This is a genomic window from Polaromonas sp. P1_G1 (genome assembly GCF_056405595.1).
In genome coordinates this window covers 1-22,684 of record NZ_JBFUBU010000064.1, presented here as the reverse complement: position 1 = coordinate 22,684, position 22,684 = coordinate 1, and the positions used below count along the sequence as shown (strand labels likewise).

28 protein-coding genes and 1 tRNA gene are annotated in these 22,684 nt (G+C 61.9%); 22 read left to right on the top strand and 7 right to left on the bottom strand.

The features are described 5' to 3' along the window. Nucleotides 1-387 (top strand): group II truncated hemoglobin (locus AC1D1Y_RS23780; protein ID WP_477684511.1); only part of this gene is annotated, 387 nt, incomplete at its 5' end. Nucleotides 388-418: 31 nt separating this feature from the next. On the opposite strand, the gene AC1D1Y_RS23775 is transcribed toward AC1D1Y_RS23780, so the two are convergent. The 3 genes from AC1D1Y_RS23775 to radC are packed head-to-tail and all read right to left on the bottom strand — an operon-like array spanning nucleotide 419 to nucleotide 2,949. Then, on the bottom strand, nucleotides 419-1,573 hold the full coding sequence (locus tag AC1D1Y_RS23775; protein ID WP_477684510.1) for a hypothetical protein: 1,155 nt from the start codon (nucleotides 1,571-1,573) through the stop codon (nucleotides 419-421). Between the two features lie 32 nt (nucleotides 1,574-1,605). Beyond that, nucleotides 1,606-2,262 carry a Smr/MutS family protein gene (locus AC1D1Y_RS23770; protein WP_477684509.1) on the bottom strand — a complete coding sequence of 219 codons (657 nt, stop codon included), beginning with the start codon at nucleotides 2,260-2,262 and terminating at the stop codon, nucleotides 1,606-1,608. A 9-nt stretch (nucleotides 2,263-2,271) separates the two neighbouring features. Beyond that, nucleotides 2,272-2,949 (bottom strand): RadC family protein, encoded by a 678-nt coding sequence (gene radC, locus AC1D1Y_RS23765; protein WP_477679011.1) that lies wholly within the window; start codon nucleotides 2,947-2,949, stop codon nucleotides 2,272-2,274. 163 nt (nucleotides 2,950-3,112) lie between these two features. Between radC and AC1D1Y_RS23760 the strand changes: the two genes are divergently transcribed. The 15 genes from AC1D1Y_RS23760 to AC1D1Y_RS23690 all read left to right on the top strand — a co-directional run bounded on the left by AC1D1Y_RS23760 (nucleotide 3,113) and on the right by AC1D1Y_RS23690 (nucleotide 13,681). After that, the gene (locus AC1D1Y_RS23760; RefSeq protein WP_477679012.1) at nucleotides 3,113-3,604 is read left to right on the top strand and encodes an FKBP-type peptidyl-prolyl cis-trans isomerase; all 492 of its coding nucleotides are present in this window, start codon (nucleotides 3,113-3,115) and stop codon (nucleotides 3,602-3,604) included. Continuing rightward, nucleotides 3,601-4,602 carry a 4-hydroxy-3-methylbut-2-enyl diphosphate reductase gene (ispH, locus tag AC1D1Y_RS23755; protein WP_477684508.1) on the top strand — a complete coding sequence of 334 codons (1,002 nt, stop codon included), beginning with the start codon at nucleotides 3,601-3,603 and terminating at the stop codon, nucleotides 4,600-4,602. The genes AC1D1Y_RS23760 and ispH overlap by 4 nt, the downstream gene beginning before the upstream one ends. 12 nt (nucleotides 4,603-4,614) lie before the next feature. Beyond that, the gene (locus tag AC1D1Y_RS23750; RefSeq protein WP_477684507.1) at nucleotides 4,615-5,556 is read left to right on the top strand and encodes a threonine/serine dehydratase; all 942 of its coding nucleotides are present in this window, start codon (nucleotides 4,615-4,617) and stop codon (nucleotides 5,554-5,556) included. 47 nt (nucleotides 5,557-5,603) lie between these two features. After that, on the top strand, nucleotides 5,604-6,944 hold the full coding sequence (gene serS / locus AC1D1Y_RS23745) for a serine--tRNA ligase (protein WP_477684506.1): 1,341 nt from the start codon (nucleotides 5,604-5,606) through the stop codon (nucleotides 6,942-6,944). A 129-nt stretch (nucleotides 6,945-7,073) separates the two neighbouring features. Then, nucleotides 7,074-7,161, top strand: a tRNA-Ser gene (locus AC1D1Y_RS23740). Nucleotides 7,162-7,510: 349 nt separating this feature from the next. After that, entirely contained in the window at nucleotides 7,511-7,792 is a 282-nt protein-coding gene (locus AC1D1Y_RS23735; protein WP_477684505.1) for a hypothetical protein, read from the top strand. 141 nt (nucleotides 7,793-7,933) lie between these two features. Beyond that, the gene (locus tag AC1D1Y_RS23730) at nucleotides 7,934-8,479 is read left to right on the top strand and encodes a hypothetical protein (protein ID WP_477684504.1); all 546 of its coding nucleotides are present in this window, start codon (nucleotides 7,934-7,936) and stop codon (nucleotides 8,477-8,479) included. Between the two features lie 424 nt (nucleotides 8,480-8,903). Beyond that, complete coding sequence (locus tag AC1D1Y_RS23725) at nucleotides 8,904-9,719, top strand: tetratricopeptide repeat protein (RefSeq protein WP_477684503.1); 816 nt, start codon at nucleotides 8,904-8,906, stop codon at nucleotides 9,717-9,719. Nucleotides 9,720-9,799: 80 nt separating this feature from the next. After that, nucleotides 9,800-10,153, top strand: coding sequence for a hypothetical protein (locus AC1D1Y_RS23720; protein ID WP_477684502.1), 354 nt, complete (start codon nucleotides 9,800-9,802; stop codon nucleotides 10,151-10,153). A gap of 129 nt (nucleotides 10,154-10,282) precedes the next feature. Then, entirely contained in the window at nucleotides 10,283-10,633 is a 351-nt protein-coding gene (locus tag AC1D1Y_RS23715) for a hypothetical protein (protein WP_477684501.1), read from the top strand. Between the two features lie 69 nt (nucleotides 10,634-10,702). Next, nucleotides 10,703-11,050, top strand: a complete 348-nt coding sequence (locus AC1D1Y_RS23710) for a DUF2185 domain-containing protein (RefSeq protein ID WP_477684500.1) — start codon at nucleotides 10,703-10,705, stop codon at nucleotides 11,048-11,050. A 682-nt stretch (nucleotides 11,051-11,732) separates the two neighbouring features. Beyond that, complete coding sequence (locus AC1D1Y_RS23705) at nucleotides 11,733-12,161, top strand: ACT domain-containing protein (RefSeq protein ID WP_477684499.1); 429 nt, start codon at nucleotides 11,733-11,735, stop codon at nucleotides 12,159-12,161. A gap of 185 nt (nucleotides 12,162-12,346) precedes the next feature. Further along, the gene (locus tag AC1D1Y_RS23700; RefSeq protein ID WP_477684512.1) at nucleotides 12,347-12,742 is read left to right on the top strand and encodes a YkvA family protein; all 396 of its coding nucleotides are present in this window, start codon (nucleotides 12,347-12,349) and stop codon (nucleotides 12,740-12,742) included. A gap of 119 nt (nucleotides 12,743-12,861) precedes the next feature. Continuing rightward, nucleotides 12,862-13,149 carry a YHYH domain-containing protein gene (locus tag AC1D1Y_RS23695; protein ID WP_477684498.1) on the top strand — a complete coding sequence of 96 codons (288 nt, stop codon included), beginning with the start codon at nucleotides 12,862-12,864 and terminating at the stop codon, nucleotides 13,147-13,149. Between the two features lie 4 nt (nucleotides 13,150-13,153). Then, a complete protein-coding gene (locus tag AC1D1Y_RS23690) occupies nucleotides 13,154-13,681 on the top strand; it encodes a hypothetical protein (RefSeq protein ID WP_477684497.1) in 528 nt (175 codons plus the stop codon). 118 nt (nucleotides 13,682-13,799) lie between these two features. On the opposite strand, the gene AC1D1Y_RS23685 is transcribed toward AC1D1Y_RS23690, so the two are convergent. Beyond that, a complete protein-coding gene (locus AC1D1Y_RS23685; protein WP_477684496.1) occupies nucleotides 13,800-15,035 on the bottom strand; it encodes an O-antigen ligase family protein in 1,236 nt (411 codons plus the stop codon). Nucleotides 15,036-15,217: 182 nt separating this feature from the next. Beyond that, nucleotides 15,218-16,159, bottom strand: a complete 942-nt coding sequence (locus AC1D1Y_RS23680; protein WP_477684495.1) for a LysR substrate-binding domain-containing protein — start codon at nucleotides 16,157-16,159, stop codon at nucleotides 15,218-15,220. 133 nt (nucleotides 16,160-16,292) lie between these two features. Here AC1D1Y_RS23680 and AC1D1Y_RS23675 point away from each other — a divergent pair, with 133 nt between their 5' ends. The 4 genes from AC1D1Y_RS23675 (at nucleotide 16,293) to AC1D1Y_RS23660 (ending at nucleotide 19,146) form a co-directional block, all read left to right on the top strand. Next, a complete protein-coding gene (locus AC1D1Y_RS23675) occupies nucleotides 16,293-17,075 on the top strand; it encodes a maleate cis-trans isomerase family protein (protein ID WP_477684494.1) in 783 nt (260 codons plus the stop codon). Nucleotides 17,076-17,146: 71 nt separating this feature from the next. Then, nucleotides 17,147-18,142 (top strand): Bug family tripartite tricarboxylate transporter substrate binding protein, encoded by a 996-nt coding sequence (locus AC1D1Y_RS23670; RefSeq protein WP_477684493.1) that lies wholly within the window; start codon nucleotides 17,147-17,149, stop codon nucleotides 18,140-18,142. A 225-nt stretch (nucleotides 18,143-18,367) separates the two neighbouring features. Next, complete coding sequence (locus AC1D1Y_RS23665; protein WP_477684492.1) at nucleotides 18,368-18,718, top strand: hypothetical protein; 351 nt, start codon at nucleotides 18,368-18,370, stop codon at nucleotides 18,716-18,718. 209 nt (nucleotides 18,719-18,927) lie between these two features. After that, nucleotides 18,928-19,146: a hypothetical protein gene (locus AC1D1Y_RS23660; protein ID WP_477678858.1), complete on the top strand. Its 219-nt coding sequence runs from the start codon at nucleotides 18,928-18,930 to the stop codon at nucleotides 19,144-19,146. 22 nt (nucleotides 19,147-19,168) lie between these two features. On the opposite strand, the gene AC1D1Y_RS23655 is transcribed toward AC1D1Y_RS23660, so the two are convergent. Together AC1D1Y_RS23655 and AC1D1Y_RS23650 are read right to left on the bottom strand one after the other, a co-directional pair. Continuing rightward, nucleotides 19,169-19,342, bottom strand: coding sequence for a hypothetical protein (locus AC1D1Y_RS23655; RefSeq protein ID WP_477684491.1), 174 nt, complete (start codon nucleotides 19,340-19,342; stop codon nucleotides 19,169-19,171). Nucleotides 19,343-19,357: 15 nt separating this feature from the next. Next, nucleotides 19,358-19,672, bottom strand: a complete 315-nt coding sequence (locus AC1D1Y_RS23650) for a helix-turn-helix domain-containing protein (RefSeq protein WP_477684490.1) — start codon at nucleotides 19,670-19,672, stop codon at nucleotides 19,358-19,360. A 144-nt stretch (nucleotides 19,673-19,816) separates the two neighbouring features. Here AC1D1Y_RS23650 and AC1D1Y_RS23645 point away from each other — a divergent pair, with 144 nt between their 5' ends. After that, entirely contained in the window at nucleotides 19,817-20,668 is an 852-nt protein-coding gene (locus AC1D1Y_RS23645; RefSeq protein WP_477652574.1) for an XRE family transcriptional regulator, read from the top strand. A gap of 125 nt (nucleotides 20,669-20,793) precedes the next feature. Next, a complete protein-coding gene (locus tag AC1D1Y_RS23640) occupies nucleotides 20,794-22,155 on the top strand; it encodes a sensor histidine kinase (protein ID WP_477684489.1) in 1,362 nt (453 codons plus the stop codon). Nucleotides 22,156-22,684: the final 529 nt, after the last annotated feature.

Below are 22,684 nucleotides of genomic sequence, written 5' to 3'. Positions count from 1 at the left end.
CCCTACGCCTGGATAGGCGGCGAGGACCGCGTCAAGGCCCTGGTCGAGCGCTTCTACGATTTGATGGACCTGGAACCGGGCTACAAAGCCCTGCGCGCCGCGCACGGCAGCACACTCGACAATGCCCGGCAGCGCCTGTTCTGGTTTCTGTGCGGCTGGCTGGGCGGGCCGCAGTACTACACCGACCGTTTCGGCCATCCGCGCCTGCGCATGCGCCACATGCCGCAGCAGACCGGTGGCGGCTCGATCGGGATTGCCGAGCGCGACCAGTGGCTGGCGTGCATGGACCAAGCCATGCGTGAGACCGGGGTGGATGACGGCCTGCGCACGCGGCTCAATGCGTCTTTTTTCCAGACGGCAGACTGGATGCGCAACCGGGGCGAGTGACGATTCTTGAGTTCGGCCCGGCGCGTGAGCGCTATTTCTCCACGGGCCTGGAGCATTCCGATGCACAGGGGGCTAAACCCAGGGTTCGCTTGATTCCCACCGCGCCGATGTAGTCCGACTTGAGCCCTCTTGTGTAGGTGATGTGCATTTCTTCACCATAGTGCGGCTGGTCGAAGTCCCAGGCCCAGTAGGTTCTATCGTTGGTGTCAAACAAGAAGAATTGCCCCGCGCCGGGAAGCGAGATGTTTTTGTTGAACTGCTTGCCCAGCACCTTGCTTTGCTGCTCAAGCGTGCGCCTTAAGCGGTCGTGCGGCTGCCCTTGAACTACTTGGGGACTTTCCTGGTTGTCTCTTGCAGCTCTTTGGGCAGCCGGAACCACGGGCTCTTCCTCTCCCAGCCCCAGCAGGTTCCAGTAGATGTGCTGGTACGCGTAGCCTTCCCGTCCCAGTTTCCAGATACGCGCCGGCAGCCCGGTGTTATCAAAATCGCTCGCCTCGCCGTTGGGCCCGGAGAAAATGGAAAGGCCTGCCGGGCTAAAGTATTTGTGCGGCCATTCGACCTGAACAAATGGGGCATTGGTGCGGGGGTTGGCAATCTCGCTCGCCAGGGTTTTGCAGGCGGGGTGGCGACATTTTGTGATGGGCTGTAGACGGACTGTTGCGCTGCAGACAGTCCGCAAGTCATAGCCGTCTGAAGTGAGTTTCTCCAGGCGATGGACTACCAGACTTTCCAGGTCGCCCTCGTCCGCAACCAGGTAGTTCACACCTGCGTACCTGACAAAACGCGGGTCGCTCAAGATGCCAACATTACCCAGGTTTGCCTTCAGCCGCAGTTTGTCTGATGGTTGACGGGCTGATCTGTTGATTTCGTAGACCTCGGCATAGGCAAATCGCCCTGAGCCTTGAATATTCCAGACAAAAAGATCGTCAACGCCGTCGTTATCGGCATCCACCATCTGGCTTCCCTGCGAATATTCATTGAAACCCAGAATCTCAAGTTTTGCATCCTCAAGAACGGCGGTTTCAGCCTTGGTCAAGGATCTGGCGGGACTGGCGAAGCGGCTGGCGGCTTTAGCGTCGACCAGGCCAGCAAGCCCGGCGCACACCTCGTCAGCAGGAGTTGCCAACGCACTTGTGTTGAAGGACACAAGAAAACCCAAGGCGATAAAAATTGTTAACCGGCGCACTTGTCTTCTTTCTGTGTTCTCAATGTCTTGCCTCAGCCCTGCGCCAGCAACACCACCAGCGCCCCGGCGCCGCCCTCAGCCGGCCTGGCTTGCACAAAGGCCAGCACTTCCTGCTTCTGGATCAGCCAGCTCTGCACCTTGCCCTTGAGCACCGGCGTCTTGCCGGGCGAGCCCAGGCCCTTGCCGTGCACCACACGCACGCAGCGCCAGCCCACCTTGTGCGCGTCCTTGATGAAAAGCGCCAGTGCTTCGCGCGCGTCTTCGCGGCGCAGGCCGTGCAGATCGAGCTGGCCCTGGATGCTCCAGCCGCCGCGGCGCAGCTTGCGGACCACGTCGGGACCCATGCCGGGCCGGCGGAAACTCAGGGCCTCGTCGGTGTCCAGCAGGGTCTCGACGTCGAACTCGTCGGAGATCGCCTCGCGCATCACCGCGAGCTCGTCGCGCTGCTGCTGCACCGGGATGGGCGCGGCCTGTTGCAGCGGCAGCGCGGCCTTGTGGCCGGGCAGGTGTTTGGCGGGCAGGGCCTTGACGGCGCCGACCGCGCGCGAGAACAGTTCTTTTTCGGCCCTGGCTTTGGCCGCCGCGGCGGCTTTTGCGGCGGCGGCTTCTTTTTCAAGCCGGGCCCGGTTTTCGATTTCCCGCTTGACGGCCTTGAGGTCCTGCAGGCTTTTGAGGGCGGGCGCTTTCATGGCTCAACCTTACAGCAATCCCAGCTCGGCCATGGACACGGCCTGGGTGCTGGTCACCACGAAGTGGTCCAGCACGCGGATGTCCACCAGCGCCAGCGCCGACTTGAGGTTGCGCGTGAGCGCCTCGTCGGCGCGCGAAGGCTGGGCTGAGCCGCTGGGGTGGTTGTGGGCCAGCACCACGCTGGCGGCGTTCAGCGCCAGGGCGCGGATGACGACCTCGCGCGGGTAGACCGAGGTTTGTGTCAGCGTGCCGCGGAACAGCTCTTCGAGCGCGATCATCCGGTGCTGGCTGTCCAGGAACAGCATGGCGAATACCTCATGCGGGCGGTTCCCCAGCTGCAGCTGCAGGTAGTCGCGCACCGCCTGGGGCGTGTCGAACACGGTTTTCTGGCTGAGGCTTTCGGCCAGCGCGCGGCGCGCCAGCTCCAGCACGGCGACCAGCTGCGTCCGCTTGGCCGCGCCGCCCAGGCCCTTGATGCGCTTGAGGCTTTCGGCCGTGGTGTGCAGCAGCCCGGCCACGCCCCCGAAGGTGTCCAGCAGCTCCTGGCCCATCTGCAGCACGTTTTTGCCGGGGATGCCGGTGCGCAGCAGCAGGGCCAGCAGTTCGGCGTCGCTGAGGGCGCCGGGGCCGCGCGCCAGCAGCTTTTCGCGGGGGCGGGTGTCTTGGGGCAGGTCTTTCAGGATCATGGGTCGATCTCTTCTTATGGGTTGGCGGGAGGGAGCCAGGGGACTCCTCCCGCAAAAAAGGCCAAAAAACCGGGTTTGGCCCGGCCGGGCCGTCCTTTCTACAATAGAGGCAGTTTACAAACACCGGCCCGCCGTTCCGGCCGGCCCCGAAAGCCTCCGCCCTATGCCCACCACCGTGGAACTCTCCGCCCCTCCTTTGGTCCAGCCGGGCTCTTTCCTGACCCTGCACTATCGCATGGCCGGGCCGTCCGTGAACGGGAAACCGGGCGCCGACATCATCAACACCTTTGAGGGCAAGCCCGCCACGCTGAGCCTGGGCACCGGCGAACTGTCTCCGGCCATCGAGCAGCGCCTGCTGGGCCTGCCCGAGGGCACGCGCGCCACCTTCGAATTGCCGGCCGGCGAGGCCTTCGGCGAGCGCAACCCCGAACTCGTGCAATGGGTGGCGCGCAAGCTGCTCAATGAGCTGGGCGACCCCGACGAGCAGTACAAGGTCGGCGACGTGGTGCAGTTCCCCACGCCCGACGGCATGGGCCAGTACGCCGGCGCGGTGCAGCAGGTCAAGCCCGGCGGTGACGCGGTGCAGTTCGACTTCAACCACCCGCTGGCCGGCCAGCCGGTCGTGTTTGAAGTGCAAGTGATTGGCGTTTTATGACTGGATCAAAATTGCTTCCCCAGGAAATCCTGCTCGCCGAGCCGCGCGGTTTCTGCGCCGGCGTCGACCGAGCGATCGAGATCGTCGAGCGCGCCCTGACCAAGTTCGGTGCGCCGATTTACGTGCGCCACGAGATCGTGCACAACACCTACGTCGTCAACGACCTCAAGCAAAAGGGTGCGATCTTCATTGAAGAGCTCGACGACGTTCCGCCCGGCGCCACGCTGGTGTTCAGCGCCCACGGCGTGAGCCAGGCCATCCAGAAAGAGGCCGAACGCCGCGGCTTCCAGATCTTCGACGCCACCTGTCCGCTGGTGACCAAGGTTCACGTCGAAGTCGCCAAGCTGCACAAAGAGGGCTACGAATTCATCATGATCGGCCACAAGGGCCACCCCGAAGTCGAAGGCACCATGGGCCAGCTCGACAGCGGCATCCACCTGGTGGAAGACGTGGCCGACGTCTGGCGCATCAGCCCCGGCCAGACGGAGCGCCTTGCCGTGGTCACGCAGACCACGCTGAGCGTGGACGACGCGGCCGAGATCAGCGCCGCCGTGAAGCAGCGCTTTCCGCAGGTGCGCGAGCCCAAGCAGCAGGACATCTGCTATGCCACACAGAACCGGCAGGACGCCGTCAAAGTGCTGAGCCCGCAGGTCGACATCCTGATCGTGGTCGGCAGCCCGACCAGCTCCAACAGCAACCGCCTGCGCGAACTCGCCGCCAAGCTGGGCACCGAGGCCTATATGGTCGACGACGCCAGTGAACTGAAAGAGTCGTGGTTCGAGGGTAAGGGCCGGGTCGGCCTCACGGCCGGCGCCTCGGCGCCCGAGATCCTCGTCAAGCAGGTGATAGACCGTATCAAGGCGCTGGGCGCGGTGTCGGTGCGCAAGATGGACGGCATCGAGGAAACCATCAAGTTCCCGCTGCCCAAGGGCCTGAAGCTCGACGCGCAGGGCCATGTGCTCGAAATCAACGACAGCCAGCTTCACCAACTCACCTGATACCCCTCGCTCATGACCGATCGCGACAACATCGAGCGCTGCCTGCGCACCTTCAAGGCCGGCTACGGCCATTTCATCCACCAGACCCCGCTGTGGCAACTGCCCGGCAAGGCGCTGGGCGTGGAATGCGCTGAAGTCTGGCTCAAACTCGAGCACCTGCAGACGGGCGGCAGCTTCAAGGCGCGCGGCATGCTGAATCGTCTGCTGTCCAACCCCATCCCCGCCAGCGGCGTGATCGTCGCCTCGGGCGGCAATGCCGGCATTGCCACCGCGGCCGCGGCCCGTGAACTGGGCGTGCGCTGCGAGGTGTTTGTGCCCGAGGTCTCCACCCCCGCCAAGCGTGCCAAGCTGGCCGCGCTGGGCGCCGAGGTGGTGGTGACGGGCGCGGCCTATGCCGATGCGCTGAAAGCATGCCTGGCGCGCCAGCAGGAAACCGGCGCGCTGCTCACGCACGCTTACGACCAGCCTGAAGTGCTGGCCGGCGCCGGCACCCTGGCCGCGGAAATCGAGCAGCAGGGTGGTGTGCCCGACTCGGTGCTGGTCAGCGTGGGCGGCGGTGGCCTGATAGGCGGCGTGGCCGGCTGGTTTGGACAGCGCAGCCGCGTGGTCGCGCTGGAGCCCGAGCTCGCACCCACCCTCTACAAAGCCCGCGAGGCCGGTGAACCGGTGGACGTGGCCGTCGGCGGCATCGCCGCCGATTCGCTGGGCGCCAAACGCATAGGCAGTCTTTCCTGGGAAGTCACGCAGGCCCATGTGCGCGACGCGCTGCTGCTGACCGACGAATCCATACGCGCGGCCCAGCTCTGGCTCTGGAAAGAGCTCAAGCTGGCCGTCGAGCCCGCCGCGGCCCTGCCGCTGGCCGCGCTGCAAACCGGCCGCTACCGTCCTCGCGCCGACGAAAAAGTCTGCCTCATCATCTGCGGCGCCAACCTGGACCCGGCCAGCCTGAACTGAGCCGAACGGGCCCTGTCCGCCGCAGCCGTACAAAATACAATCGCCCCATGCTAGACATCAACCTGCTCCGCAAAGACCTGCCCTCGGCCATCGCCCGGCTGGAAACCCGCAAAACCCCGCAAGCCTTCCTCAACGTGGAGGCCTTCCAGGGCCTGGAGGCCGAGCGCAAGGCCCTGCAGATCCGCACCGAGGAGCTTCAGAACCAGCGCAACACCCTGTCCAAGCAGATCGGCCAGCTCAAGTCCAAAGGTGAAGACGCCAGCGCCGTCATGGCGCAGGTCAGCGCCTCCAAGGCCGAACTCGAAACCTCGGCCGCCCGTCTGGAACAGATCCAGGCCGACATGCAGGCCCTGCTGCTGGCCGTGCCCAACCTGCCGCACGAGAGCGTGCCCCAGGGCATCGGCGAGGCCGGCAATGTCGAGGTGCGCAAATGGAGCCCGATTGAAGGCCCCGGCGGCGAACCCGCGGCGTTTGCCTTCGAAGTGAAAGACCACGTCGACGTCGGCCAGCCCCTGGGCCTGGACTTCGAACTCGGCACCAAGCTGACCGGCTCGCGCTTCACCGTCATGAAGGGCCCGCTGGCCCGCCTGCACCGCGCGCTCGCGCAGTTCATGCTCGACGTGCAGACCCAGGAGCACGGCTACACCGAGTGCTACACGCCCTACATCGTCAACGGCGATTCGCTGCGCGGCACCGGCCAGTTGCCCAAGTTTGAGGAAGACCTGTTCGCCGCCAAAAAAGGCGGGCAAGAGGGCGCGGCCGAAGCCGAAAGCACAGCCCTGTACCTGATCCCCACCTCGGAAGTGCCGCTGACCAACTTCGTGCGCGACGAGATCGTCGCCGAAGCTGAGCTGCCCCTGCAGTTCACCGCCCACACGCCGTGCTTCCGCTCGGAAGCTGGCAGCTACGGCCGCGACACACGCGGCATGATCCGCCAGCACCAGTTCGACAAGGTCGAGATGGTGCAGATCACGCACCCTGACAAAAGCTACGAAGCGCTCGAAGCCATGACCGGCCACGCCGAGGTCATCCTGCAAAAGCTGGGCTTGCCTTACCGCGTCATGCTGCTGTGCACCGGCGACATGGGCTTCGGTGCCGCCAAGACCTACGACCTCGAAGTCTGGCTGCCCGCACAGAACACCTACCGCGAGATCAGCTCGGTCTCCAACTGCGAAGCCTTCCAGGCACGCCGCCTGCAGGCCCGTTTCAAGAACGCCCAGGGCAAGAACGAATTCGTCCACACCCTCAACGGCTCAGGCCTCGCCGTAGGCCGCACCCTGGTCGCCGTGCTCGAGAACTACCAGCTCGCCGACGGTTCCGTCACCGTGCCGGAGGTGCTGCAGCCTTATATGGGCGGCATTAAGGTATTGGGCCCTGCAGGAAAGTAGGAATTAGGGGGAGTCTTAACCAAGCAGGGGCCGCGGAACCGGCTTTGCCGGGCCGCAGGCGCAGCGGCCCCTAGGGGGCAGGGAGCTACACGAAGTGAGCGACCGTGGGGCTGTTAGAATATTCACATTGGAGAGGTGGCAGAGTGGCCGAATGTACCTGACTCGAAATCAGGCGTACCGCAAGGTACCGTGGGTTCGAATCCCACCCTCTCCGCCAAAATTGCATCCAGACAAGTCCCGACGAATCTGAGAAATGCCTTAAAAGCCCCGCTTGCCGGGGCTTTTTCGTTTCAGGGCGTCTGGTGGTCAGGGCTTTGCTGGGCCGGTATAACCGCTTACCTGCTGGATGGTGGCTGCACGGTAAGCCTCCCTGGTTATGCTGCATCACTTAGCCAGCCTAGAGCGGGTAATCCTAAACCGCCAGAGACATTCATTTTGAAATGCACTCTCGGCATCTAGTAGTCGCCCGCCTCGAGCGGGCTTTTTTACGCCCGTCACTTACGCATTACTCGAAGCCGCCGCTGATACCATGGCTGCTAACGGCCAGAAGCGGACATTGCCAAACTATGACCTGGAACTTTGCACAACCAAGAAATCTCGCTGTCATCAGCTTGAATCGGGTGATAACTGGAGAAAGTGATGTCCTTCACGTCTCTCACGATCAAGATGATGGGGGATGGCAGTTTCTTGATGGGTCAGCCTTCGCAGAATCGGATGCGCGAATTGTTGGGCTTGGGGAGATGGTTGACAGTGACCCGACCCTTAGCGAACTTGCCGACCTGCCAGAAGGCTTTGTAGCAACGCGCAGCAGCAAGACGGATGCATGGGTGCGGAAATGTCGCACCTGACATCCGCCCTCCATCTTTATGACGGAGTGGGCGATCAAGGCTCAAACTCAGCACGGGCATCGTAACCCTGTTGAGGTGGCGCCCGAAGTGTGGAGTGGCCTTCCCGAATGACACGTTGATCTTGACTCCCAAGAATAAAAAATGACGAAACTACTGCAGTTCTTTGCCGTTGAGGACGACCTTCTTCAAGTTCTTTTGGATGTTGGAGCGATCATGCCGCTGCAATTTGTCCCTCGCCAAGCCGCTGGCATCGCTTCTAAAGACGCCAGCATGTCGTCTGTGGAATTGCCCCCGCTTGGTGTCGCGACAAATGAGTCCGCTGTGAATTCAGCTGCCTTTCTAATGGCTGAGCGGTCCACAATCATCAGGTCGAGGCCGGTGCAACTTAATAGCGGGGAAATCCACTTTTTAATAGATCAACTCGAGAATCCGGACACCGTAGTTCTCAGGCCGGGAGGTGTATGGGATGGCGCGGTCGTTCTGTATGGGTCTGCCGGAACGGCATCTGACTCTGCCGCCTCAAAGGGACTTATGAAAGCGCTTGAGCGTGGCTTGCGGAAGCACTTTAAGAAGGTTGGGCCCTATTGGGTTGGGCCTAAAGCGTTCGTGATGCTAAGAGAAGGAAAGCGCCTGACAATTGCAGCGCAATCACCCAGAGATTTCGATCTGGCGCTCTCTGACGGCTGAGAGCGGTGGCAAGATAAAGGGCGTGGCACACGGCCGGCAGCAAAGCCCGTCTGCGAGCGCCGCGGCGCCTGCCGGCTACCAGGTGGACCACGTCGTGCCGGGAGCGGGAGGTAGCCCGGTTCTTTTCCTACGAGGGCTGACATGACACCAAGCGCAGCAACTGGCACCCAAGAGTGATGCAAGGCCGGGTTATAGCGCGACGGGCAAACACAACGGAAATGGCTGTTTGGGCTGCGCTCGTCCATATTGGGGAGGCGGTAGCCACGCCGTCCGCCTAGAATCGGTTTGCGGGGTTTGGTCCCTTTTTTATCGATCTGAGCGAAACTCAAAATGGGCAATAAGTCTTTTGATAACAAGCACTTAGCTGTCTTTTCAGTGGCCAGGTTATACCGCAGACCTCGCGGTATACATTACGTTAGCCATCATGCTTAAGAGTCTCGTGCTGCCTCTCGCCATCACACTATCCGTGGCCATTTCTCCAATTGCTCAATCGGCAGAGCAAGAAGTTGTTTTCAAAGACAGGAGTGGCCGCGTTCTAACGAAGCAGGACCTTCTGGGCGCAACCGGGAAGGTCAATTGGGAGATCGCGTCTCGCAAGCCAGTTCCAAACGCGGCTAGAGAATTGCATGAACTCGGTCGCCGAGCAGGTCAGCAAGGCAAGAGCGATGCCGCTCTTGAATACTTTTCTCGTGCGTCAAAGGCGGCACCAGAGTGGCCGTATCCGATCTACGACGCGGCCTTCACTTATCTGTCGCAACAGCAGTACTCCAAAGCACTCGATCTTTATCGTCAAGTGGATCAACTGGCACCACGAGGCTTCTTCACATCGAAGACTGCGGTTCATTCTCTCCAGCGAGAGAAGGAAGGAAAAATTCCTAAGGGCACATACTTTGCCTACCTAAGCTTGGAGTGGATAGAGCCGGAAAAGCGGTCCAAGCTCATTCAGGCCTTGGTCGATCAAGTGCCATCCTTTGCCCCTGGCTGGAAGGCAAGAGCCCAAACTGAGCAAGACCTCAACAAGCGATTGGCGCACCTAGAGAGAGGTCTCGCGGCAAATCCTGACGCGGAAACGAAAGGGTTTCTGCTTCTAAACAAGGCTGCTGCGCTTCAAGAGCAAGGCAAGTCGGGAGAGGCAAAGGCAATTCTTGGTTCTCTTGCGGTCGACCCAGCCTCTCCTCTCGATATCGAAGCCCTCGCCAAGTACACCTTGGCAAACCTATTCGAAGGCGGGCGCCGGTGATGGCTAACCCTTCCATCGAGAGGACGTCCCAAGGGCTACGCCCTTGCGCCGCCTCTCATCTCAAACGTTAAAGCTCATTCATGGTCAATCTCCAGCACTTCTCCAAGAAGGCCGGCTTCTTCAAGAAGGAGCGGGCACTTGCGGTCGTTGTGACCGTTGGCGACCAAGTCACCCCGCAACAGGACTTCGCGCAGTTCCGCGAAGGCTTCACGGCGTGGGTGCGCGAATTCGGTTCCTCATGTAAGGAGGTTCTCTTCACGTTCATGGCTCGCGACACCAAGCAGTCTCACGTACTTGAGTTTTTCAAGCTGCTACTGAATGACGCCGAGGTGAGTGAGCTCTTGAGTACGGTGCAGATGAATCTCCAGTTTCCCTCAATGAGTGCAGCGGTCGCGGACGAAACGAATGCCCGCATCTATGCGAAAGAGCTTTAACTTGTCAATCGACACGGACCCAAAACAGCAGAAAGCGGCTTCGCCGCAAAGTGTTGTGGGCCGGTCATCTTTACGTTAGAGGTCTTGGACGTGAAGCACTACTCGGGATCCGTCATCATTCACGAAACCATGTCTCTTGATGACGTGGCTATCGAATTGAACCGCTTCCTTTCGCCGGTCGAACTCATCGAAACAGATAGGTTCGATGAGGTGCCTGGCTTCGTGGCGGACGTTTCGGATAGCGTGGAGTTTGTCCTTCAGGGGACTCCGTTCGATTTGCCACCTTATGCACCAGCCTCTGACAGGTACAACTACTTCCACTTCAGTTGTTCGGATCAAGACATTGGAGCCTTGCCGGCCAGCCTGAGGGGCTTGCCCCTTGATGCAGGGGTTGGCAAGAACGGCTATTGCGACGTGAACGAATACTTGTATGAGCAGCTTTCTCGCCAAACTCGTCTCGTCTGCGAACGAGACCTCTAACCCCTCCGTCAAGGGGACATCTTGCGCCTTGGCGCAAGATGTCCTAATGTCAAACGTTAGGCACCCATCATGAAGAAGACATATGCGCTTAGCGYGAGCGAGATAAAGCCGATCGCTGTAGGGTTCGGCGGATGCATTGCCACCGACATGGTTACGGTGGAAGGAAGGCCGGTCGGGTATATGGTGCGCGAACCGACTTCGCGCCCAATGGATAGCGGGTGGTGCTTTATGTCGGGAGACGAATCGCAAGAGTACATGGATGATGATTCGAATCACGCCATCTACGATGTCAACACAATTGCGAACTACTCTCCCGATATCACCCCCTTTCTCAGCGCTCAGCCACGTAGTGCATTTGCTCGCGATCCGCACTCCGGCAAACTTGTTCAGGTCCCCTATGAAGAGCCGCATGAGTAGCCCTTCGTGCGGTGCCTCCAACGTTAGAACTCAAAAATTAAAGGGGGGTAAGGTGAAAATTTTTAATCGAACGACTGCTGGCTGTCTATGTGTACTTCTGGCTTCTTGTGCTGCGCCGCCGTTGTCGGAGCAACTCGTTGGGCGTGCAATTCCGCCGGCGACCATCCAGCAGGAGGTGAACGGGGTAGAGATTGAGTTCAGCGCGGACAAGAAGTACGAAACGAATAACGGGGTTCCTTTCTCCGGCGACCCACTCGTGTGTTCGCAGGGCAAGGTTTCTCGCGTAAACGGCGCGAATCAGAATGCAAACAGGATCACTGTGAAGCCGTCGGAGGAGCTTGCTGTTACGTCTGTCATCGCCTGGGTGAATACGGGCTTTCGGCAGGTGTGCGGCCCTTTTGTAGCCTTTACACCCGAGCCTGGCGCCAGGTACGTGGTGGTGAACGAACGTATTGGCGGAAAGGGAATATCGGCACTTTGGACCGGCATGGCACGTCAAACTTGCAAGGTGTCTGTGTACCGTGAGGCCTCGACCGGATTGACAAGCGTGGCAACGCGTCCTGTGAGGCAAGGTGAGTGCCGTGTGCCTGAGCTCTAACATGTCAATCGACACGGACCCACAACAGCAGGCTGCCGCTTCGCCGCGTGTATTGGTGGTCCGGTCATCTTCACATTGGGCGTCATGAGTCACTCCGTCACGAACCTCGCTGAGCTTCTTCAAGCAATGCAGCCCAAGTTGAACGAGGGGGTCTATGTCTTCACCTCTATCTCACCGAGCACCAATATCAGCTCACTTGAACCGATTGGCATGTTTCGGGAAGCAGAAGGCCTCACGCTCATCGTCGAGGAACAGCGGGCTCGAAAGGCAGAACTCCCCGTCTTGTTCCGCGCGGCATGGATCACGCTCACGGTGCACTCCGATCTCCAGGCCGTGGGCCTCACTGCCGCAGTCGCCACCGCGTTGGCCCAGGCCAACATAAGCTGCAATGTCGTTGCCGCGGCGTTTCACGACCACATCTTTGTACCCGTCGCGTCCGCCAACGAAGCACTTTCGGTCTTACAGCAGGTTCAGCACCGTAGCAACCAGAGCGCCGAGTCTCCGGTCAAATGACGCCCAACCCTTCAATCGAGAGGACGTGCCTCCAGCAAGTTTGTGGGGTTTGGTCTTCTTTTTATTGACAGAGTGAAACTCCGCCCCGCCACCCAGGCGCATTTGCCAGGGAAAAACGGCCTCCTCCGAACTTGACGCGGAATCCTGCAAGAGCATTGCGCAAGCGCTGTGGCATGCTTGCGGACATGGCCGTCGGCGACACACTCAAGAGCTGGGCGAAACGGATCAAGCGCGACGCGGTAACGCTCTGGTTCGCCGGCAAACACCCGGCAACGCCCTGGTATGCGAAGGCGCTTGGCGTCTTCGTGGTGGCTTATGCGCTCAGTCCCATCGATCTGATCCCGGACTTCATCCCCGTGCTTGGCTACTTGGACGATGTCCTGCTCCTCCCAGGGCTGATCTGGCTGGCCATCAGGCTTTTGCCACCCGAGGTCGCCGCCGATTGCCGCAAGCAGGCCGATGACTGGATGAAGACGCAGGGGGCCAAGCCGAGCAGCCGGGCCGGTGCATTCCTGATCGTGCTGATTTGGATAGCAGCCGGGGCGGCCCTCTGGGTCTGGCTTGTTCAACCCCGGTTGTAGCCATCGTCTGACGGCTTTCCTGTAGCCGCAAGACTGGTATGTCGGCTCATCGCAGACTTCCTCCAATTAGAGGAGGCGCTTAGCGGGCCCACCTGTCACCATCTGCGGCAAAGGCTGGGATGTCTATGAAACTGTTCTGCGCGCTCGCGCTGCTATCGGCATGCGGGTTGGCTGCCGCTCACTCGGGCGGCACGGATGCGCAGGGGTGTCACACGAACCGCAAGACTGGTGATTACCATTGCCACGGTGGCAAGAAAACGGCAGCGGTGGCGCCGGCAACTCCAACGCCGCCGGCCGCGGCACCGGTCGCCCCGGCAAAGGGCGGCGGGCCTACCTGCCATGTTGGCCCGCGCGGCGGGACGTACACGATTACCAAGAGCGGCCGCAAGAACTACGCAGGCTGCTGATGCGATGAACACTGCTCACGCCTGCCGTCTCCTGTCTCTCGCAATGTGCCTTGGCTGTCTGCTGGGCGTCACCGCTTGTGCGACTGCAACGCCGGAGAGCGGGGTTGAGTACTTCAAGCGCCGCGCCGGGGTGGACTTGACAGCTTATGAACGGGACATCGCGGTCTTTTTGGAATCCGCGAACAGGTTCAACGAACAGCCAAATCTATCGTCTGGAAAAATACGGCTGGCATTGCTTTCCGTCTATCCGCCTGGAACACCCAAGGAAAAAATTTTTCCGAAGAATGAAATCCAATCGATCCGGATATACGAATCGCACCAGGTCTGGAGGGGCGGCGGCAAGTACACATCCCACGTTCGAGGTGGCGCTACGCGCGAATTTGAAGCAGTGGTGGACAGTCCGCAGGACAAGTATCTGCGATTGGTGGAAAACGTGATCTTCCTTGCCCCTTGGCGGCATCAGCTCAGCTTCGACTTCAGTGCTGAAAACACTCTTCTGGACATAGCAGTTCATCGCTCGTCAGGGAAATAAAAGATAAAAATATCCCGGGCAGCCGGGTCGGCGCATTCCTGACCGTGCTGATTTGGACAGGCGCCGGTGCGGCCCTCTGGATCTGGCTTGTTCAACCCCGGTGTCCGAAGCCCGGCTTCTACGAGCCTTTGACCTTGGGGCCGGGGGCGCTGTCTCCTTCGGGTTGGTCGCCGGCGCCCCGCAAATGCGCAAACAGCAATCCCCACAAAAAATAAGCGAATATGCCGGGATAGGGTTGCCTGAGCGTTACCTTGAAATTGCTGTCGACCAGCACCATGAAAGCCGTCAGGCCCGCCAGCCACCAGATTTCAGCGGGCAGGGATCGCCGCTGTTGCCAGACCTTGCGCACGGTAAAGCCTATCAGTGCCACCACGGGCAGCAGCCCGATCAGGCCAAAGTTGTAGACGAGGTCGAGATACCAGTTGTGCGCACTGGTGATGACTTCCCGTGAAGGGGGCTTCGTATGGCCGAACAGCAAGGTGCGTGGGCTCTGCGCTATCCAACCGCCGTACAGCTTCCAGTCATCGAGGCGCTGGGCCATGTTGCCGGGTAATTTCCCCTCGGCCACGTCACGGAACTTTTGCACGTAGGCATTGGCGTTGCCAAACCTGTCAGTGTCTCCCTTGACGTGGCCGTAGTACAGGCTGCCCAGGAATACCGCCGCCGCAATGCCGGCCACCACCGATAGAAGACCTGTCGCATGGCCGTGGGAGCGCTTCAAGATCGCCGTGCCGAAAAACAGCAGCATGAATCCCGCGTAAAGGCCAACGGCCAGGAAGGAGCCGCTGGCGAGCACATACATTCCCGTGATCGCCGCCAGGACGCGCATGAGGGCCTTTTGCCTGTCCCAATGGTGCACCATGACGAAGGCGAATGCCACCGCAAGAACGATGGGCACAAACTGGATGTGCTGGTAAATGCTGAATACATATAAGTAGTTCGTAAGCATCAAGCCGCCTTGAAACCAGCCGGCAAGCAGTTGCAAGGGCAAAAGCACCAGCAGCACCCAGAGAAATGCTTTCGCAATCGTTCCGCGCTGCGCGCCCAGAAGCAGCCCGAGCATGAAGCCCATGGTGGGCAGCAGGGTCTGCGCGGCATACAGGAGCTTTGCCGTTTTGCCATCCGGCGCCTCTCCCGCGAAGGCGAAAGACACGGCGATGGCGGCCATGAAGGAGGCTATGAAGATCATCGCCGGCCTGGCCGGTCCAAAGCGGCGCGCATGCGCAAAGATGCCCAGCAGGCAGGCCGCGATAGAAATCGGCAAGGGTAGCGACCCCAGGATTCCGCGCGAATCGTAAATCGGATCCAGGTCTCGATAAATGCCGTGGGAGAGCTGGATAAACAGTGGAAACAAAAGCGTTACTGCGAGCAACCAGGTCAAAGCGGGGGATGTTTTTCGGATCATGGCCTATTGTTGCAGGACGTTGCGGCAATGCCCGGTGGCATCGGCTTCGCGTCCTTTGGCGCGCTCTCACGCATCGCCGCCACAGCCAAAAAAGCGCGGGACAAACCGTGCACTGAAGTTGGCTGTGCTCCTCAGCGCCCCACCCATGGCGGCAGACTACCGGCCCAGTCCACCAGCAGCTTGATGAACTCCGCCACCGCCGGCGCGGCGTCGTCGGTGCGCCAGAGCGCATACACATCGCCGTTGATATCGGGCGCCTTGGCCTGCGATCCTTTGGCCCCGGCTCGCGTTGCAGGCCCAAGGCGGCAAATGCCGACGGCGTCGGCCCTGAGTTGCGCCATGGACGCGGGCACCAGTGCCACGCCGAGGCCGGCAGCCACGAGGTTCAGCGCCGCGGGTACCTCGACGACCTGCTGCGCGATCTTCGGCGCAAAGCCCGCCCACAGGCAGGCTTCGAAAAGGCGCGCGGCAAAAGGCGAAGAGTCCAGCCGCAGAAACACAAAATCCTCGTCGCGCAGATCGGCCAGGCGGAGCAGGCGGCGTTGGGCCAGCCTGTGGCCGGGCGGCAGAGCCACGACCACCGGGTCGCGCCACAGCAGCGCGGCGCTGAGCTGGCTGTCGTTGACCGGGTTGCGTGAGACGCTCAAGTCCAGCCGCCCGTCGCGCAAGGCCTGCAAATGGTCTGACGGCTTCATCTCGTGCAGCACGAGCTCGACAGCCGGCCGCTGCAAGCGGAACTGCTGGATGAACTGGGGAAAGGGCCCGAGAAAATGTGAGCCGGCCAGCCCAACTTGCACGCGTCCCTGCAGGCCGCTGGCGACGCGGGTCACGTGGCTGCGTGCTTCCTCCAGCCGCGCCAGCACGGCCTGCGCGTGGGGCAAGAAGGCCTTGCCGGCTTCGCTGAGCACCACGCTGCGGCTGGTGCGGTGAAACAGCCTGGCCCCGAGCTCGGCTTCCAGGGCGGCGATCTGGAAACTCAGGGGCGGCTGTGACACATGCAGGCGACTGGCCGCGCGGGTAAAACTCAGCTCGTCGGCGAGCACGGCGAAATAACGGATCTGGCGCAGTTCCACGGATGGCCTTTGCGATAAGAGGGGAGGGCTATCTATCTGATTTTGGTATTGATCTATCGTGATTATGTATTTGTTTGTATGGATAAGAGCGCGAAGAATCGGGGCCTGAACCGTCACCAGGAAACACACACCCATGCAAGCCGCTGAAGGCCAGGCGCCAGACAACTCCCGCAACTACCGGGTCGGGCTGATCGTGCCCAGCTCCAACACCACCATGGAAACCGAGATCCCGGCCATGCTGCGCGCGCGCGAGCAGGTGTTGCCCGAGCGTTTCACTTTCCACTCCAGCCGCATGCGCATGAAGTCGGTGACGCGCGAGGAACTGGCGGCGATGGACCGCGACTCCGACCGCTGCGCGCTGGAGCTGTCGGATGCGCGCGTGGACGCCATGGGCTACGCCTGTCTGGTCGCCATCATGAGCATGGGCCTGGGTTACCACCGCGAGTCGCAGCGCCGCCTGCATGAGGTCACGGTGGCCAACGGCCTGCCCGCGCCGGTCATCACCAGCGCCGGTGCTTTGGTCGAGGGGCTGCAGGCCCTGGGCGCCAAACGCGTGTCCATCATCGCGCCCTATATGAAACCGCTGACGCGCATGGTGATCGATTACATCGAGAACGAAGGCATTGAAGTGATAGACAGCGTTTCGCTCGAAATCCACGACAACCTGGCCGTGGGCGCGCGCGACCCAAAAGCGCCGGCCGAGTTGTGGAAGCAGCTCAACGTCAAGGGCGCTGACGCCATCGTGGCCTCGGCCTGCGTGCAGATGCCCTCGCTGGCTTCGGTGCCGCTGATCGAGGCGGCCAGCGGCCTGCCCGTGGTGTCCAGCGCGGTCTGCACCACCTACGCGCTGCTCAAAAGCCTGGGGCTGGAGCGGCGCGCTCCAAATGCCGGTACGCTGCTGTCGGGCCGCTATTAATTATTGTGGGTGACTGGCCGTTAGTCATTCACCATTCATCGATATCAATCATCACAACAAGGAGGCTGACCATGAGCGCTTTTCCCCCAACGTCCACCCTGCGCCGGCTGCTTGCCGGCACGGGCGCGGCCCTGCTCGCGGCTTTTGTCACCAGCGCCGCATGGGCCCAGGCCTATCCCAGCAAGCCCATCACGCTGGTGGTGCCCAACCCGCCGGGCGGTTTTGTCGATGCCTCGGCGCGCATCCTCTCGGACTCGCTGGCCAAGGTCACCAGCCAGGCCGTGGTCGTGGACAACCGCGGCGGCGGCAGCGGCAACGTGGCCTACCAGTTCGTGGCGCGCGCCAACCCCGACGGTTACACGCTGCTCAATTCCTACTCGGCCTACCACGTCGGTAACCCGGCCCTCACGCCCAAGCTGCCGTGGTCGCAAAAGGATTTCGTGCCGGTCGCGCTGATCACGGTGGCCACCAACGTGATCACCGTCCACCCGTCCATCCCGGTGAACAACCTGGGCGAGTTCATCACTTACCTCAAGGCCAATCCCGGGAAGCTCAGCTATGCGAGCCAGGGCAACGGCTCGCTCTCGCACATCGGCACCGAGATGTTCAAGCTGCAGACGCAAACCAGCATGGTGCACATTCCCTACCGCGGCTCCGGCCCGGCGCTGCAGGACGTGCTGTCGGGCCAGGTGCAGGTCTTCATCACCACGCCGCCTTCGGTGATGGGCCATGTGCAGACCGGCAAGCTCAAGGGCCTGGCCGTAGCCGGCAAAACCCGCCACCCCAGCCTGCCCGCCGTGCCGACCGCCACCGAAGCCGGCCTGAAAGGCTTCGAGCTGGAAGCCTGGGTCGGCATCTTTGCCCCCGCGGGAACGCCCGCCGACGTGGTGGGCAAGCTCAGCGGCCAGATCAAGGCCGCCCTGGAACTGCCTGAAACCAAAACCCGCGCCGACGGCGCCGGCGTCGAACTGCGCTACCAGCCGCCCGCCGCGCTGGATGCCCTGGTCAAAAAGGAAACGGCCTTCTGGGCCAAGACCATCAAGACGGCGGGCATCAAGGCTGAGTGAGGTTCGGGCCGCGCCCTGGAAGGCGGCCACAGGGAGCCGGGCCAAGCCCGGTTTTTTTTGCGCCTGGCGGTTTGGCCCTCTGTGCGCCCCGCGCGGCCAAAAAAAAGCCCGGGACAAACCGGGCGTGGAAGCTGGCAAGGCCAGCAAGGGAGGGAGCGGCTCATGACAAGCCGCGATATGAATATAGCTTCTCAGTTCTTCGGGCCTTGTAGGAGAATGCCGAAAATGCATCCCTTGATGGTCTCCAATCCCAACTCGGTAGTCGATGAACTGATAGACCGCATCGCGGCCATCGTGATGCGAACCTATGAGGTGGAGCAGTTGCTGCCGCGGGGCAGCCAGGAACGGCTTTCCCTGGCGGCGCATGAACTCATCAGCGCGATCTCGACGGACACCGGGCAGATCGATTTTTCCTGCGAACTGACGCTGGAAGCCGCGGAGCGCTGCAGCTCTTTTCTCGTCAAGGTGCAAGGCCAGGCCGCGTATGAAAGCCCGGTCTGGCGTATCAACGAGATCTATGAGGTGGTGGTGGATCCGCTGGACCGGGGGCCGACCGGGTTTGGCTCCCTGCAATAAGGAAACGGGCGCGCCGCGAACTGCCGGCTTGTGCTCTTAATAGGTCTTAAGTACCAGCTTTCTCCCTACCTTCTCCTTATTGTGTGTATCAGATAGGCCAATGAAGATGTTTTCCTACACGGCTTGCCGGGGCTCAAGGTCTAAAGTGGCTGTATAGGCACTGGCGTCCTCGCAACGGCGAGGTGAGCCGGAGCCACCAAGGAGGAAAAATGCTCGCACTGCTTAAAGTGAAGCTCCAGCCATCGGGTGAATACATCCTCAAGGAAGCGGGTCAGGACATGACCTTTAACCAGACCATAGGCCCCGTCTCGGACGCGGGCCAGTTCTACAAGCGCGTCGCATCGCGCATCGCAGAGCTGTCGCGCGCCGGCATGCAGATCAAATACATAGACCATTCCGAAGAGGATTCGGGGCCCGGCGCGCTCTGAGTCCTGGCCGGCCCGGCCATGTCTAGGCCAGGTCGAAATGCAGCAGCCTGATGGGATGAAGCTGCTCCTCGCTGAAGTTGGCCTTGTCCATGGCGGCTTTTTCGAGGTCTTCGCGTCCCAGTTCCACCAGAACTACCTCGTTGTCATGGGTGCGCAGGTAAATGCGCAGCGTGATGTCCTTGCCTGACAGCAGCATCGGATTTCCGCGGTTTCAAGGCCTGCGGGACCGGCCGCGGCCGGGCGCGACCGGCATGGTCACGGCCAGCTTGCGGGTTTGGCGGAAAGCCAGGGCGCGCGCCTCGGGGTCCTGGTAGCGCGAGGGCCACAGGGTCTCGGGCGTGGTGTCCAGGGCTGCGGCCACCATTTGCTCGGCCGCCAGCCAGGGACTGACGAGCACGCGCTGGATATGGCTATAGCCGTATGCCTGGGCGATTTTACGAAGGCTGGTGCCCCGCTTGCGCAAGGCAGCAATGACGTCGGCGGGGTGCATATCTTCCTGTGAGGTTGTTGCTTTATTTGTGCTCATGTTCACTATTCTGAGCTTGAAAGCACTGAAGTCAAGCCTGTTTATGCCCATGGTTATGAGTGTTGCTTATATTTCTATGCAAATTTCGCAGGGCACGGGGATTCCCGTTTGCGCTTCTGTGTTCATTGACACAAAATAGTGTTCATGAGCACAAAAGAGACGGCCCCGACCGTACAGGACCCCCACCAGCCGTATCCGTTCGCTTCGGTATCGCCCGTCAAGGCCGACGAGCCGGTGGCCTGGTACCGCTACCACGCCGCAGCGGCCGCGGACAAGGCCGAGGTGAAAACCGTGCGAACCGAGGCGCGGACGGTGTTCATGCAGCAGTTCGGCCAGCGCTGCCGGGCCGCGCGCGGTGCGCGCGAAATCAACGATGTGGCCGCGGCTGTGGGCGTGCACCGAAACACCATCTGGAACGTGGAACGCGGCGACAGCCTGCCGGACGCGTTCGAACTCGAGGTGCTGGCCCGCGAATACAACACCACGCCGACGCAGTTGCTGGGCGGTGAGGGGCAGGACGCACCGCGCTCAACCGCGGTGCCGCACGGCGTGCGCGCGGTGCAGGCCGATGAATTGATTTACGTGCCGCTCTTCGACCTGCGCGAACAGGCTGAGGGTGCCGCTTTCACCGATGCCGACTCGGTGCTGGCCATGCGGCCTTTCGACGCGCAGTTCATCCGCTACGACCTGGGCATCGCGCACGACGACCTGGCGATGTTCGGCGTGGTGGGCACGGCCATGGAGCCGTGGCTGCATGCCAAGGATGCGGTGCTGGCCGACCTGCGCGACCGCGACGCGCTGACCGAAGGCGTGCACCTGATACGCCTGGACGGCGCGCTGCTGATGAAAAAACTGCAGCGCCTGCCAGGAAAAATCCTGCGGGTCAGCAGCTACAACCCGACCTACGAGCCGTTCGACATCCAGGGCCACGAGTCGGCCGACCGCGACTTCGCGGTGCTGGGCCGGGTACGCTGGGCCGGCGTGACCTTCAACTGATCCCCCTGCATGGAAGGGGGCGGCGCGCCGCGCGCGCTGTTGCGTCTTTGCCGCGCCGCGCGCCGGCAGGCGCGGGCAGGTGCGGGCAGCGGGCGGAGCCGGCCGACAGGCCCTAAACTCGGCCCATGGACTCCCCCTCAACGACACGGCTGATCCGTAGCGTCGCCGACCTCTCGCGCGAGGAGTGGGTGGAGATGCGGCTGATCCACACCCTCATGCGCTATGCGCGGCCGGCGCTGCATTCGGCGCTGGTGTTGATCGTGGTCATGGTGGCTGTTCTTTACCACCATGTGGACACGCTGGCCCTGGGCCTCTGGGCGGCGGCGGCGGTGGCCGTGACCGTGGTCCGCTACGGCGTCATCGGCATCTACCACCGCAGCCTGGCGGGCGTCAGCGGCCCGCGCCTGCATGCCTTCATGGCGCGCTACGGCTGGACCTGGTCGGCCAGCGCCCTGGTCTGGGGCGCGTCCATGTTCGTCTATTTCCTGCGCGCGCCGGTGTACGACCAGTTCCTGTGCATGGTGGTGCTGGTGGGCATGGCCGGCTTCGCGGTGGGCACGTTTTCGTCCTGGCTGCCTTGCTTCAGGAGTTACGTGAACGGCCTGGGCATCTCGGTCGTGGCCGCGCTGCTCTACGATCTGATGATGGAGCGCGGGTTGCCTTCCACCTTCAACACCTACGGCATGCTGGCGCTGGTGCTGATCTACTGGGCCGTGATCCGCATCTCGGGCCAGCGTTTTCACGAGGTGCAGCGCGTCAACCTCGAACTGCAGTACGACAACTCCTCCCTGATCAAGTCGCTGACCGAGCAGAGCCGGGCGGCCCTGGAGGCGGTGGAAATCAAGAACCGCTTCATCGCCAGCGCCGCCCACGACCTGCGCCAGCCCGTGCATGCGCTGGACCTGTACGCCGGCTGGCTGGCCGCGGAGCCTGAATTCGTCGAGCAGATCACGCCCAAGATCGTGCGTTCCACCAAGGCCGTCACGGATCTGTTCAATTCCCTGTTCGACCTGGCCGGGCTGGAAACCGATCCGCTCAGGGTCAACCTGCAGGATGTGGAATTGGCGGGGCTGCTGCAGGACCTGGAGGCGCAGTACGCGCCTTTTGCCCGCGAGCGCGGCCTGCGCCTCAGGATACGCGCGGCGCCGGGCAAGGTCAGGTCGGACCCGGTGCTGCTGCAGCGGCTGGTCGGCAACCTGCTGTCCAACGCGCTGCGCAACACACACCGCGGCGGTGTGCTGATGGCGGTGCGCCGGCGGGGCGGTGTGCCCCGCATCGAGATCTGGGACACCGGTGTGGGCATCGCCGCCGAGCACCAGCAGGCGATCTTCCAGGAGTTCTACCGGATTCCTTTGCAGGGCACTGAAGAGGGTTTCGGGCTGGGGCTGGCTATTGTTTCGCGGCTCAGCGAAGCGTTGGGGCATGGGGTGGGGTTGGCTTCCCGGCCTGGGCGGGGGAGTGTTTTTTGGGTTGAGTTGAAGGGCTAGGGTTGGAGGCCGGATCTTGCGCCGGCTGCGCGCTCCCTCTCTTCTGTGCTCTCTTCTGAGTGTTGCTGGCCGGGGGTAGCCCGGCAGCTACTCACTTTTCTTTTGCTTCGCCAAAAGAAAAGTAAGCAAAAGAAAAGGCGACCCTGGTTGCTGCGTCCCTCCGCTGCGCTGCGGGCAACCTGCGGTGCTCGGTTCAGGCGGGGTCTCGCTAAACTCGCCTTCGGCTCAAACAACGCGATCCCTGATCCGCCTGGACCTGCGCTCCTCGGCGCATCCACAAGGGGTGGGGAAGGAATACCAATACCTAAGAAACAAGGACTCGCCACGGCGAGTCCTTGTWTGTCTTGGTTTGTTCTTTGGTATTTGTCTTCTGTCCCCGATCCCGATTGCCCCGTCCTGGCTGGGCCGAGGAGCGCAGACGTAGGCGGATCAGGGATCGCGCTTGTYTGAGCGAAGCGAGTTTGCGCGAGACCCCGCCGTAGTCGAGCACCGCAGGTTGCCCGAAGCGAAGCGTAGGGACCCAGACTGC